Origin of the sequence: Microbacterium sp. LWS13-1.2 (assembly GCF_040144835.1) — a bacterium.
GTDB lineage: Bacteria > Actinomycetota > Actinomycetes > Actinomycetales > Microbacteriaceae > Microbacterium.
On record NZ_CP151632.1, the window covers coordinates 1,136,935 to 1,149,358 of the forward strand.

Annotated in this window: 11 protein-coding genes; 8 read left to right on the forward strand and 3 right to left on the reverse strand. The window is 70.6% G+C overall.

The annotated features are described in order from the left end of the window. Positions 1 to 3 precede the first annotated feature (3 nt). The 6 genes from MRBLWS13_RS05495 to MRBLWS13_RS05520 all read left to right on the forward strand — a co-directional run bounded on the left by MRBLWS13_RS05495 (position 4) and on the right by MRBLWS13_RS05520 (position 6,898). Positions 4 to 1,104 (forward strand): substrate-binding domain-containing protein, encoded by a 1,101-nt coding sequence (locus tag MRBLWS13_RS05495; protein ID WP_349428017.1) that lies wholly within the window; start codon positions 4 to 6, stop codon positions 1,102 to 1,104. A gap of 59 nt (positions 1,105 to 1,163) precedes the next feature. Beyond that, entirely contained in the window at positions 1,164 to 2,081 is a 918-nt protein-coding gene (locus MRBLWS13_RS05500) for an ATP-binding cassette domain-containing protein (protein ID WP_349428018.1), read from the forward strand. Continuing rightward, on the forward strand, positions 2,078 to 3,325 hold the full coding sequence (locus tag MRBLWS13_RS05505) for a sugar ABC transporter permease (RefSeq protein ID WP_349428019.1): 1,248 nt from the start codon (positions 2,078 to 2,080) through the stop codon (positions 3,323 to 3,325). Before MRBLWS13_RS05500 ends, MRBLWS13_RS05505 begins: the two co-directional genes overlap by 4 nt. Positions 3,326 to 3,628: 303 nt before the next feature. Further along, the gene (locus MRBLWS13_RS05510) at positions 3,629 to 4,708 is read left to right on the forward strand and encodes a substrate-binding domain-containing protein (RefSeq protein ID WP_349428020.1); all 1,080 of its coding nucleotides are present in this window, start codon (positions 3,629 to 3,631) and stop codon (positions 4,706 to 4,708) included. Positions 4,709 to 4,802: 94 nt separating this feature from the next. Next, positions 4,803 to 5,630, forward strand: coding sequence for an ATP-binding cassette domain-containing protein (locus MRBLWS13_RS05515; RefSeq protein WP_349428021.1), 828 nt, complete (start codon positions 4,803 to 4,805; stop codon positions 5,628 to 5,630). Further along, entirely contained in the window at positions 5,627 to 6,898 is a 1,272-nt protein-coding gene (locus MRBLWS13_RS05520; RefSeq protein WP_349428022.1) for an ABC transporter permease, read from the forward strand. The genes MRBLWS13_RS05515 and MRBLWS13_RS05520 overlap by 4 nt, the downstream gene beginning before the upstream one ends. A gap of 87 nt (positions 6,899 to 6,985) precedes the next feature. On the opposite strand, the gene MRBLWS13_RS05525 is transcribed toward MRBLWS13_RS05520, so the two are convergent. The 3 genes from MRBLWS13_RS05525 to MRBLWS13_RS05535 are packed head-to-tail and all read right to left on the reverse strand — an operon-like array spanning position 6,986 to position 9,910. After that, entirely contained in the window at positions 6,986 to 7,702 is a 717-nt protein-coding gene (locus MRBLWS13_RS05525) for an NAD-dependent deacylase (RefSeq protein WP_349428023.1), read from the reverse strand. Further along, positions 7,699 to 8,319, reverse strand: coding sequence for a hypothetical protein (locus tag MRBLWS13_RS05530; protein ID WP_349428024.1), 621 nt, complete (start codon positions 8,317 to 8,319; stop codon positions 7,699 to 7,701). The genes MRBLWS13_RS05525 and MRBLWS13_RS05530 overlap by 4 nt, the downstream gene beginning before the upstream one ends. Positions 8,320 to 8,377: 58 nt before the next feature. Then, positions 8,378 to 9,910, reverse strand: coding sequence for a CitMHS family transporter (locus tag MRBLWS13_RS05535; protein WP_349428025.1), 1,533 nt, complete (start codon positions 9,908 to 9,910; stop codon positions 8,378 to 8,380). 208 nt (positions 9,911 to 10,118) lie between these two features. Here MRBLWS13_RS05535 and MRBLWS13_RS05540 point away from each other — a divergent pair, with 208 nt between their 5' ends. Beyond that, positions 10,119 to 11,768 carry a sensor histidine kinase gene (locus tag MRBLWS13_RS05540; RefSeq protein WP_349428026.1) on the forward strand — a complete coding sequence of 550 codons (1,650 nt, stop codon included), beginning with the start codon at positions 10,119 to 10,121 and terminating at the stop codon, positions 11,766 to 11,768. Further along, entirely contained in the window at positions 11,765 to 12,421 is a 657-nt protein-coding gene (locus MRBLWS13_RS05545) for a response regulator (protein WP_349428027.1), read from the forward strand. Before MRBLWS13_RS05540 ends, MRBLWS13_RS05545 begins: the two co-directional genes overlap by 4 nt. Positions 12,422 to 12,424 lie beyond the last annotated feature (3 nt).

The following is a 12,424-nucleotide window of genomic DNA, read 5'->3' on the forward strand; positions in this document are numbered from 1 at the left end:
CCGATGTCCCGCACCCGACACGATCGGCCGCGGCGGCGCTCGGTCGGGCATCGCGCGGCGGCGGCCGCCGGCATCCTCCTCGTCGCCGCCGGGATGCTGTCCGCCTGCACGGGAGATCCCGGTGCCGGGGAGGGCACGCCGACCGACGACACCATCGCACTGCTCCTGCCCGATGCGAAGACCGCCCGCTACGAGACCTTCGACCGGCCCCTGTTCGAAGCGCGCGTGGCAGAGCTCGGCGACTACGACGTGCTGTACGCCAATGCCGATCAGGATGCCGCGAAGCAGCAGCAGCAGGCGGAGTCCGCCCTCACCTCGGGCGCGGGAGTGCTGGTGCTGGACCCGGTCGACGCGAACGCCGCCGTCAGCATCGTGAACTCGGCCAATGCCAAGGGCGTGCCCGTCATCTCGTACGACCGCCTGATCGCCGGTGGCGACCTGGCGTACTACATCTCGTTCGACAACGAGAAGGTCGGCGTCCTGCAGGCGACCGCGTTCGTCGAAGGGATGCGGGCGACCGAGGACGGCAGCGGCATCCTCATGGTGAACGGCTCGCCGACAGACAGCAACGCGGCGCTGTTCAAGCGGGGCGCCCACAGCATCATCGACGACAGCGGCCTGCGCGTGCTGGCCGAGTACGACACCCCGGGCTGGAACCCCGAGAAGGCGCAGGAATGGGTGTCGGGGCAGATCGCGCAGCACGGCGGCGCGATCGCCGGGGTCTACGCCGCAAACGACGCCACCGCCGGCGGTGCGATCGCGGCACTGCGCGTTGCGAACGTCGATCCGCTTCCGATCGTGACCGGTCAGGATGCCGAGCTGTCGGCGATCCAGCGGATCCTCACCGGCGACCAGTACATGACGGTGTACAAGGCGATCAAGCCGCAGGCGGAGCTCGCCGCCGAGATCGCGGTCAAGCTGCTGCACGGCGAGGAGGTGACGGCGCCGCTGGAGATCGAGGGGACTCCGGCCACGCTGCTCGACCCCGTGGGGGTGACGATCGACGACATCATGGACACTGTGGTCGCCGACGGATTCTGGAGCGTCGACGACATCTGCACCCCCGCCTACGCGGATGCGTGCGAAGCTGCCGGCATCGGGTAGGGTCCTGACTCTGGCAGGGGACGGCGGGGGCTGGGAACGACGATGAGGACAGGGCGAGGATGTCGATGACGCACCCGCGGACCGGGCGGCCGCGTGAACGCGTGCTCACGATGCGCGGCATCGGCAAGCGGTTCGGCGCCGTCAAGGCGCTCACCGACGTGGATTTCTGGGTGAACGAGGGCGAGGTCGTGGCGCTTGTGGGCGACAACGGCGCCGGCAAGTCGACCCTCGTCAAGGTACTGGCGGGTGTGCACCCTCCCGACAGCGGATCGATCGAGTTCGACGGCGAAGAGGTCGGCATCGACTCCCCCGCCGACGCCCAGCAGCTCGGGATCGAGACGATCTTCCAGGACCTCGCGCTGTGCGACAACCTCGACGTCGTCGCGAATCTGTGGCTCGGGCGCGAGCTGCGCGACGGCGCCACGCTCGACGAGGTCGACATGGAGCAGCGCACCTGGACGCTGCTGCGCGAGCTGTCGGCCAAGATCCCGTCCGTGCGCGTGCCGGTGGCGTCGCTGTCTGGCGGGCAACGCCAGACCGTCGCCATCGCCCGCTCGCTCATCGGCGAGCCGCGCGTCGTCATCCTCGACGAACCGACGGCGGCACTCGGCGTCGCGCAGACGGCCGAGGTGCTGAACCTCATCGAGCGTCTCCGCGAGCGCGGGCACGGGGTCATCCTCATCAGTCACAACATGGCCGACGTGATGGCGGTCGCCGACCGCGTGGTCGTGCTGCGCCTCGGTCGCAACAACGGCGTGTACAACGTCGCGGACGTCACCAGCGAGACCCTCATCGCGGCGATCACCGGCGCGGTCGACCACTCCGCGGCACCGCGGCGCGTGCCGGAGCGGACGGATGCCGCGCCCGCCGCCGCGCGCGACGAGCCCTCCGAGCAGACCTCCGGCGGCACGGTCATCCGCATGCCGCGCGGCGGGTCGCGCCGCACCTCCCGACCCCGCGGGGACGGGAGCCGATGAGCGCCCGCGGCGACGAGCGCCTGACCGAGCCGACCGGCGGCGAACGGCTCCTGAGCGGCAGCGGCATCCGCCTCGCCTTGGAGGGCTTCGTGACCCGCATCCGGGGCGGGGACCTCGGCGCGCTCCCCGTCGTCCTCGGGATCGCGGTCATCTGGACCGTCTTCCAGCTGCTGAACCCGGTCTTCCTCTCCAGCGAGAACCTGGTGAACCTCACGATGCAGTGCGCCGCCATCGGCACGATCGCACTCGGTGTGGTGCTGGTGCTGCTCGTGGGCGAGATCGACCTCTCGGTGGGGTCTGTGTCGGGGCTCGCGGCGGCGGTGCTCGCCGTGACGTTCGTGCAGCTGCAGTGGAACCTGGTCCTGTCGCTGGTGGCCGCGATCGCCGTCGGGTGCCTGGTGGGTCTGCTGTACGGCTACCTGTTCACGCGTTTCGGGCTGCCCAGCTTCGTCATCACGCTGGCCGGCCTCCTCGGCTTCCTCGGACTGCAGCTGTGGGTGCTCGGCGAGACGGGATCCATCGCGATCCCGTTCGACTCGTGGCTCGTCCAGTTCGCCCAGCAGATGTTCCTCCCAGCCTGGGCGTCGTACGTCGTGGCCGCGCTGGCCGTGGCAGCGTTCGCGTGGTCGCTCCTCAGGCGCGCGAGACGGCGCGCGGCGGCGAACCTGGTGAGCCAGAGCTACACAGAGATCGCGGTGCGCAGCGGCGTCCTGCTCGCCTTCCTGCTCGTGGCGACGTGGTACCTGAACCTGTATCGCGGCGTCGGCGTGATGTTCCTTTTCTTCCTCGCGCTCATCGTCGCCATGAACTTCGTCCTGACCCGCACCCGCTGGGGGCGGGCCGTCTACGCGGTCGGCGGATCGGTCGAGGCCGCCCGGCGCGCCGGCATCCGTGTCGACCGCATCTACCTGTCGGTGTTCGCGATGTGCTCGGCCTTGGCCGCCGTGGGAGGCATCCTCGCCGCCGCGCGGCTGGCGTCGGCGAACCAGAGCTCGGGCACCGGCGACGTGAACCTCAACGCGATCGCCGCGGCCGTCATCGGCGGCACGAGCCTCTTCGGTGGCCGAGGATCCGCGTTCTCGGCTCTCGTCGGCATCGTGGTGATCCAGTCGATCTCGTCGGGGCTGACCCTCATGAACCTCGACTCGTCGGTGCAGTTCATGGTCACCGGCGTCGTGCTCGTGCTCGCGGTGATCGTCGACTCGCTCTCGCGCCGCACACGTGCCGCCACCGGGCGCGCCTGAGCCTCGCGCAATGCCCGTGCCGCACTGGCTTCACTTGGCGAACACTCCCGATGATGGCTTCGGGCGACCGGTTGCGACCAGGGCGCATTATGCCTCTTCTGCAGCGTGAATCGACGCACTCTGCACGGTAAGCGCTCTCTATCGTCCTGAGCTTGCCGCATCCCCGCTCCAAAGTCAGGTGCGTTGTCAAAGCGTTACGTTCAAGACTTGACGCCAAGAACGCCGGTCATCGATGATCGCATCAGCGTGAAGAAACCAGGGACGCTCCTGGAACGCGCTCGCTTCAACGACGAAAGGCGAATGATGAAGAAGTCTTCGATCCTCGCCGTGGCCGCCCTCACGGGCGCGGCCGCGGTGATGCTGGCCGGCTGTGCCGGCGGCAACGGCGACAGCGGGGACGGCGGGGATGGCGGCGGCGAAGCCGCGGACCGTGCCTGTGTGATCCTGCCTGATGCGGCGTCCTCGCCGCGCTGGGAGAACTTCGACCGCAAGTACCTCCAGGAAGGGCTGGAGGGGGCCGGCTTCGACGTCGACATCCAGAACGCGCAGGCCGACGTCAACAAGTACTCGACGATCGCCGACCAGCAGCTCACACAGGGCTGCGGCGTCATGCTGCTCGTCGACTATCAGGGCGCTGCGGAGGCCGTCGCGACCAAGGCGAAGGCCGAGGGCATCCCCGTGATCGCCTACGACCGCCCGTTCGAGGGCGCCGACTACTACGTGTCGTTCGACAACACCGAGGTCGGCCGTCTCGAGGGCCAGACCGTCCTCGACGGCCTCGAAGCCGCGGGCAAGGATCCGGCGACCGCTGTCGTCGTCTACATGGGCGGCGACCCGACCGACGGCAACGCGGCGATGTTCCACGACGGCGCCGTCGAGGTGATGGAGGCCGCTGGCATCACGCCGGCAGCCGAGCCCCCGGGGATCTGGGACCAGGCCAAGTCGCAGACCAACTTCGAGCAGGCGCTGACGGGCCTCGGCGGCCAGGTCGACGGCGTGTGGGCCGCGAACGACACCAACGCCGCGGGCGTCATCAAGGTCCTGCAGGACAACAACCTCACGGGCGTTGCGGTGTCGGGCCAGGACGCGAACGTCGCGGGCCTGCAGAACATCCTGCTCGGCTGGCAGACCGCCACGGTCTACAAGCCGGTCAAGGACGAGGCCACTGCTGCCGTCGACACGGCCGTCGCGCTCCTGAAGGGCGAGACTCCCGAGGCCGACGCCGAGCTCGAGGACGGCACGCCCTACATCCAGGTCACGCCGATCCTGGTCGGTCCCGACCAGGTCAAGGACGTCATCGCGGCCGGCGACGCCGAGTACGACGATGTCTGCACCCCTGACGTGATGGCCGCCTGCGAGCAGTATGGGGTCACCGCCGAGTAGCGGATCGGCTACGGCTGAACCCGCGAGGGGGCGTCGCGCCGATCGGCGTGACGCCCCTTCTCGCCGGACCACGGGCACTCCCAAGGAAGCGAGCATGTCAGATACATCCACCACCACTCCCGCCCCGGTCGGCGCAGAGCCGATCATCCAGCTGGTCGGGGTCAAGAAGTCCTTCGGCCCCGTCAGCGTCCTGAAGGGCGTGGACCTCAAAGTCCACCCCGGCAAGGTCACCGCCCTCGTCGGCGACAACGGCGCCGGCAAGTCCACGCTCATCAAGGGTCTGGCCGGCGTGCAGCCGTACGACGAGGGCGAAGTCCTCATCGACGGCGTGCACCGCGACCTGCACGCGCCCCGCGACGCGGGGCACCTGGGCATCGAGGTCGTCTACCAGGACCTGGCCCTGTGCGACAACCTCGACATCGTCCAGAACATGTTCCTCGGCCGCGAGGAGCTGACGTTCGGCACCTTCGACGAGGGCCGCATGGAGAAGGAGGCGTCCGACACGCTGCGCTCCCTCTCGGTGCGCACCGTGAAGTCCGTCCGCCAGAAGGTCTCGAGCCTGTCCGGTGGCCAGCGGCAGACCGTGGCGATCGCTCGTGCCGTGCTGAAGAAGGCCCGAGTGGTCATCCTCGACGAGCCGACGGCCGCCCTCGGCGTCGCCCAGACCGAGCAGGTGCTGAACCTGGTGAAGCGCCTGTCGGAGCAGGGCGTCGCCGTGATCCTCATCAGTCACAATCTGGTGGACGTCTTCGAGGTCGCCGACGACATCGCCGTCCTGTACCTCGGTCAGATGGTCGCCCAGATCCCGGCGTCCTCGACGACCCGCGACGACGTCGTGGGCTACATCACCGGAACCAAGGCGCCCGCCGGTGTCACGATCCTCGATACGTCGACCGTTCGCACCGAAGGAGGCGCGGAATGAGCAGCAATGCCACCCGGACCGAGGCCGCTCCCGATCCCATCGCGAGCGACCTGATCGGCAGCGGCGTGGAGGGCGGCGTCGGCGACCAGCTCCGGGCATGGTGGCAGCGTGTGCGCGGCGGCGACATGGGCGCTCTCCCCGCGCTCGGCGGCCTCATTGTGCTCGGCGCGCTGTTCTCGATCATGAGCCCGTTCTTCCTCACCGAGCGCAATTTCGCCAACCTGCTGAACCAGGCGGCGACGCTCGTCGTGCTCGGCATGGCGCTCGTGTTCGTGCTGCTCCTCGGCGAGATCGACCTGTCCGCCGGTGTGACCGGCGGTGTCGGCATGGCGCTGTTCGTCGTGCTGAACGCCCAGTTCGGCATCCCCTGGCCGCTCGCGCTCCTGATCGGCTTCGGCTTCGGGTTCCTCACGGGGGCCTTCATCGGCTTCTTCGTGGCGAGGGTGGGCATTCCGTCGTTCGTCGTCACGTTGGGGTTGTTCCTCGGGTTCCAGGGCCTCGCGCTCGTCATCATCGGCCCCGGCGGCCTGTTCCGCCTCGAGGTTCCCGAGCTCATCGCCCTCCAGAACGGGAATCTGCCCGTGTGGGGCGGATGGGCGATGCTCGTGATCATGCTCGCGATCTCGGGGGGAACGTCGTTCTGGGACCGGGCGCGCCGCACGCGTGCCGGTGTTCCGAACCGTGCCCTGTCGATGGTGTGGATCAAGCTCGCGGCGATCGCCGTGATCGGCGGCGCGGTGGTCTTCGTCCTCAACCAGAACCGCGGCCAGTCCGTGGTCGAGGTGGCCGGGGTCCCCATCGTCGTGCCGGTCGTGCTGACGATCCTCTGGCTCGGCACGTTCCTGCTAGACCGCACCAAGTTCGGCCGCTACATCTACGCCATCGGCGGCAACGCCGAAGCCGCGCGCCGTTCCGGCGTCAAGGTGCGGTGGATCAAGTGGTGGGCGTTCGTGATCTGCTCGAGCCTCGCGGTGTTCTCGGCGCTGCTGAGCGTCGCGCGCGTCGGCTCCGTCGACGCCACCGTCGGCCGCGACATCGTGCTGTCTGGCGTCGCTGCGGCGGTCGTCGGCGGTGTCAGCCTGTTCGGCGGCAAGGGGCGCCTCATGCACGCTGCGATCGGCGCGCTCGTCATCGCGACGATCACGAACGGCCTGGGCCTGCTCAACCTGCCCGCGGGTGTCAACCTGCTGGTGACCGGCGGCGTGCTGATCCTCGCCGCGACCGTGGACGCGCTGTCGCGCGTGCGGTCTGGCGGCGGCAGGGCATAGCCGCAGCACCCGATACGAAGGCGCCGGGCGGAGCAATCCGCCCGGCGCCTTCGTGCGGCGCGGCGCCCTCGACCTTGCGCGACGCGCTCAGCTGCGCTCGACGCCCGCGCGACGTGTCGTCAGCACCTCCTCCACCCAGGCGGGCACCAGCTCGCTCGCACGACCCGCCCGGGCGTCATCGAACGGCACGGCCGCGTCGCTCGGCTCGAGATTGAGCTCGACGGTGCGCGCTCCGAAGGCGGCCGCGAGCGCCACATAGCCGGCGGCCGGGTACACCGCGCCCGACGTGCCGATCGACACGAAGACGTCGGCGGCGACGACGGCGTTCTCGATGCGGTCGAGGTCGTACGGCATCTCGCCGAACCAGACAACGTCGGGGCGCAGCATCCGCTCTTCGCATTCGGGACAGGCCGGGCGATCGATGAGGTCTTCGTGCCACGCAGGCCGGGAGCCGCACGCGAGGCACAGCGCCCGGCGCAGCTCCCCGTGCATGTGGACGAGGTTGCAGCTGCCGGCGCGCTCGTGCAGGTCGTCGACGTTCTGCGTGACGACGAGCAGGTCGCCGCCGATCGCACCTTCCAGTCGTGCGAGTGCGCGATGGGCGGCGTTGGGCACGACGGTTCCGAGCGCCCGGCGGCGCGCATCGTAGAAGGCGAGGACGGTGTCGGGGTCGCGCTCGTATGCCTCCGGTGTGGCGACGTCCTCGATGAGGTGCCCCTCCCACAAGCCGTCCGCGCCGCGAAACGTGGGAACACCGCTCTCCGCGGAGATGCCGGCGCCGGTCAGGACGACGATCCGGGTCATCGGATGGTTCCGGGGGCGACGTGCGACAGCACGCGCTCCCAGACCTCGCCCAGGACCAGGCGAGACTCGGGGTCCGACGTCTGCGGCACCATCTCGACGCGGGCGGAGGCGAGCCTCTCGGCGAACCAGCGTGCTGCGGCGTTCGCGGCATCCGGGTCCTCCCGCGCGTTCATCAGCAGCGTCTTGGCCGGAATCCTCTCCAGCAGCTCCGCGACCTCGTGGCGGCCGAGCTCGGACTCGGGACGCGGCACCGCCAGGAGGGCGAGCCGGTCGACGTCGGCGCCGAGGATGGCGGCGACCTGGATGGCCACCTCGCCGGCGGTGGCGACACCCACGAGGCCGACGGGCCGATCGCCGCGCTCCTCGGTGACGAACTGCGCGATCCGCCGGGCGGTGGCCTCCGCGGGCGTCGTCCCGCGATAGGCCACCGGGTCGTCGATGTCGTCCACCGTGAGCCCGATCGCCACGACCCGCGCGTCGCGTCGTGTCGTGGCGTCGGGCAGCGGATCCGACAGCGCCGAGACGCCCCCGCGGAGCAGGAACACGGCGCGCTCCGCGCCGGGTGCCCCGAAGCTGCGGTGCTCGTAGGCGGCGTCGGGTGCGGCTGCTCTGGTCATGGCCAAAGCCTACGAGCCGTGGACGCCGCCGGGGAGAACCAGCCGGCAGCCGGTCCGCTCAGGCCATGAGCGGGATCGCGCCCACCAGCACGCCGACGGCGAGCATCGCGAGCGACACGACGCACGCCCGCCAGAGCACCTTCTTGTGGTGGTCGCCGAGGTTGACGCTGGCCAGTGAGACGAGCAGCAGGATCGCCGGCACGAGCGGGCTCTGCAGGTGCACCGGCTGGCCGGTGATCGAGGCGCGGGCAATCTCGACCGGCGCGATCCCGAAGTGCTCGGCGCTCTGCGCCAGCACGGGCAGGATGCCGTAGTAGAACGCGTCGTTCGACATGAAGAACGTGAACGGGATCGACAGGATGCCGGTGATGACGGCCAGGAAGGGTCCGAGCGAGGCCGGGATCACGGTCGTGATCCACGTCGCCATCGCGTCGACCATGCCGGTGCCGTTCAGCACGCCGACCAGCACGCCGGCCGCCAGGACCATCGAGACGACGCCCACGATGCTCGGCGCGTGGGCGACGATCTCGTCGGCCTGGCTCTTGAGCTTCGGGAAGTTCACGAACAGCGCGATCGCTGCGCCGACCATGAAGACGTAGGCGAGGGGGAAGATGTCGAGCACCAGCAGCACCATCACCGCGAGGGTGAGCGCCAGGTTGAACCAGATGAGCTTCGGCCGCAGCGTCGAACGGTTCGGGTCGAGCATGGTGTCGGCCATCGCGGTGTCTTCCCGGTCGACGACCGCGGTGGCGACGGGCAGGCTACCCCGTCCGCCGGCGAGCGTCACGATGTTGCCGGTGCGCAGCGTCGCACGGGCGCCCGGCTTCGTGTCGGCGCCGCGGAAGATGCGGGATCCGGCGAGCACTCCCCCGCCGTCGAGGCGCGACTCGTCGATGCTGCCGATGCGCTTGCGCTCCGACAGTCCGAGGAACCAGGCGAAGGCCAGCGAGATGACGATGCCGGCGGCGAGCGAGGGCAGCATCGGCACGAAGATGTCGGTGGGCTGCAGGCCCAGCGCAGTCGCCGCCCGCACGGTGGGGCCACCCCACGGCACGATGTTCAGCGTGCCGTTCATGAGGCCCGCGACGCAGGTGAGCACGACGGGGCTCATGCCGAGGCGCAGGTAGATCGGCAGCATCGCGGAGGTGGTGATGATGAAGGTCGTCGACCCGTCGCCGTCGAGCGACACCGCGCCCGCCAGCACGGCGGTGCCCAGCACGACCTTGGCCGGATCGTCGCCGAGCAGGCGCGTGATCGCGCGGATGAGCGGATCGAACAGGCCGACGTCGATCATGATGCCGAAGTACATGATGGCGAACATCAGCAGGGCTGCCGTCGGGGCCATGCTGCCGATCGCGTCGAGGATCATGTCGCCGAGTCCCAGGCCGGCGCCGGCGAACAGCCCGAAGACGGTCGGCACGATGATGAGCGCGACCATCGGGGTCAGCCTGCGCGTCATGATGAGCGCCATGAAGACGAGCACCATCGTGAAGCCCAGGGCGACGAGCACGCCGTCGGACGGGACGAAGGCGGTGGCGTAGCCTTCGTCGGCCTCGGCGGCGTGGAACAGGAACGGAACTGCCGCGTTCATCTCGACTCCTTCGTCGTGTCGTGCGGGTGGTGGCGTCGCACCGGTGGCGGTGCGTTTCCGCGAGGCTAGGCGCCGCCGCGACGCGTCGCGCGCTAAGTCGCATTCGTGCAGGTTGTGCGCGTAGCGTGTCTTCTGCGCATTGTGCTCACGTGCGTGCACGGCCGGTGCCTCTCACCGGCCCCAGCCCTCATCGGCTCCGGGAGGTGGGATGCGCTTCGCGACGCGGCTGCTGCTGATGCAGCTGGCGACCGTGACCGCCGTCGTCGCCGTGTGCGCGCTCGTCTTCGGGTGGCTGGGCGTGCGCCAGCTCCGTGCCGAGTCGGAGTCCGCCGCCCTCAACATCGCCCGCACGGTCGCGGAGGACCCCGACGTGAAGGCGCTGGTCGCGGAGTTCTCCGCCGACCCGGGAACGCCGGATGCCGCCCAGCTCCGCACGGGCGCGCTCCAGCAGATCGCGGCCGACGTCGCGGATCGCACGGACGCGCTGTTCGTCGTCATCACCGACGACCACGGCATCCGTCTCGCCCACCCGACGGAGGAGCTTCTCGGCCAGGTCGTCTCGACTCCGTTCGCCGAGGTGCTCGAGGGCAATGAGGTCGTCGACTGGGAGGTGGGCACGCTCGGCGAGTCCGCCCGCGCCAAGGTGCCCGTCTACGCGGAGGACGGCGGCGATCCCGTCGGCGAGGTCAGTGTCGGGTTCGAGCGTGCGAGCGTCTTCGACGACCTCCCCGCGCTCGTCGCGACGATCGCGATCGCCGCGATCGGCGGGCTGGCTCTCGCCGCGGCGGCCACGCTGGTGCTCCGACGACGGTTCGAACGACTCACCCTCGGGCTCCAGCCGGAGGATCTCGTGACCCTCGTGCAGAACCAGGCGGCGGTGCTCGAGGGGGTCGGCGACGGCGTCGTCGCACTCGATCCCGACGGCGTCGTGCGGGTGTGCAATGAGGCGGCCGAACGGATGCTGGGGATCGACGCACCGCTCGGGCGCCGCTTCGACGAGCTCGCGCTGCCTGACACGGTGCGCGCCGCCGTGCGGGACGGGGCCTCCGGCGTCGAGGCCGTCGTCGGCGACCGCGTGTTGTACCTCGACACCCGACCGGTGCAGCGGGACGCGCGGGCACTGGGCCAGATCGTGGTCGTGCGGGACCGCACCGACGTCGAAGCCCTCGCCGGCCGGCTCGAGACGGTGCGCGCCATGACCGAGGCGCTGCGCGTGCAGCGGCACGAGTTCGCCAACCGCCTGCACGTCGCGTCCGGCTTGATCGACGCCGAACGCGTCGACGAGGCCCGCGCATTCCTCGGCGATCTGACCGAGCGCGGCACCGTGGACTTCGGCGTCGCGGGGCTCGAGCGCGTCCCCGACGCGTTCCTGACGTCGCTTCTCGGCGCGACCGCCGCGACGGCGCGCGAGCGGGGCGTCACGGTCCGCATCTCGGAGGACACCCTGCTGCTGAGCGAGGTGGCCGCGGCGGAGGACGTCGCGGCGGTGCTCGGCAACCTGGTCGGCAACGCGGTCACCGCGGCTGTGGGCGGCCCACGGCCCGGCTGGGTCGAGGTCGCGCTGCTGGGAGACGGCGACGAACTGGTGATCACGGTGGCCGACTCCGGCGGCGGCATCCGACCGCCGGGGGCGGACCCGTTCGCGCGCGTCGCCGCGCGCGAGACCGAGGCGAGCAGGAATGACACCGTGCACGGGCACGGCTTCGGGCTCCCGCTCTCCCGCGACCTCGCGCGCCGCCGCGGCGGCGACGTCTGGCTGATCGATCCCGGCGGCGCGGCGGCGGGCGCCGTGTTCGGCGCCCGCCTGCCTGGGGCGCTCCGCCCTGCTGACGGGAACCCCGAGGAGAGGAACGCATGAACCGTCCCATCCGCGTGCTGGTCGTCGACGACGACTTCCGCGTCGCCGGCCTGCACCGCGACATCGTCGCGTCGCGCACCGGGTTCACCGCCCTCGAGGCCGTGCAATCGCTCGGCGCGGCACGGCAGGCGGTGCGGGTGCACGCCCCCGATCTGCTGCTCGTCGACGCGTTCCTTCCCGACGGCGACGGCGTCGAGTTCGTCGCCGCGGCCGGCATCGACGCATTCGTGCTGTCGGCCGCGACCGATGCCGCCACGGTGCGCCGCGCCCTGCAGGCGGGGGCGCTCGCCTACCTGACGAAGCCCTTCGACGCCCGGGTGCTCGCCGAGCGGCTCGATCGCTACGCGCGGATGCGGAACCTGCTGGTCACCGACCGACCCTTGGAGCAGGAGCAGATCGACCGCGCCCTCGCGATCGTGCACGGCGGTTCGGAGCCGGCGACCGTGGCGCGCTCGGCGACCGAGCAGCTGATCCTCGAGGGGCTCGGCGACGACGAGGCGTCCGCCGCGCAGATCGCCGACCGCGTCGGCATCTCGCGGGCGACGGCCCAGCGGCACCTCGCAGGCCTCGCCAGCCGCGGACTGGTCGAGGTGCGCCTGCGCTACGGGACGACCGGCAGGCCCGAGCACCGGTACCTCGCCGTACGCCGCTGACCT

Coding starts and splice junctions, on each gene's coding strand:
- MRBLWS13_RS05495 (WP_349428017.1), top strand. CDS start 4: ATGTCCCGCACCCGACACGATCGGCCGCGGCGGCGCTCGGTCGGGCAT.
- MRBLWS13_RS05500 (WP_349428018.1), top strand. CDS start 1,164: ATGTCGATGACGCACCCGCGGACCGGGCGGCCGCGTGAACGCGTGCTC.
- MRBLWS13_RS05505 (WP_349428019.1), top strand. CDS start 2,078: ATGAGCGCCCGCGGCGACGAGCGCCTGACCGAGCCGACCGGCGGCGAA.
- MRBLWS13_RS05510 (WP_349428020.1), top strand. CDS start 3,629: ATGAAGAAGTCTTCGATCCTCGCCGTGGCCGCCCTCACGGGCGCGGCC.
- MRBLWS13_RS05515 (WP_349428021.1), top strand. CDS start 4,803: ATGTCAGATACATCCACCACCACTCCCGCCCCGGTCGGCGCAGAGCCG.
- MRBLWS13_RS05520 (WP_349428022.1), top strand. CDS start 5,627: ATGAGCAGCAATGCCACCCGGACCGAGGCCGCTCCCGATCCCATCGCG.
- MRBLWS13_RS05525 (WP_349428023.1), bottom strand. CDS start 7,702: ATGACCCGGATCGTCGTCCTGACCGGCGCCGGCATCTCCGCGGAGAGC.
- MRBLWS13_RS05530 (WP_349428024.1), bottom strand. CDS start 8,319: ATGACCAGAGCAGCCGCACCCGACGCCGCCTACGAGCACCGCAGCTTC.
- MRBLWS13_RS05535 (WP_349428025.1), bottom strand. CDS start 9,910: ATGAACGCGGCAGTTCCGTTCCTGTTCCACGCCGCCGAGGCCGACGAA.
- MRBLWS13_RS05540 (WP_349428026.1), top strand. CDS start 10,119: ATGCGCTTCGCGACGCGGCTGCTGCTGATGCAGCTGGCGACCGTGACC.
- MRBLWS13_RS05545 (WP_349428027.1), top strand. CDS start 11,765: ATGAACCGTCCCATCCGCGTGCTGGTCGTCGACGACGACTTCCGCGTC.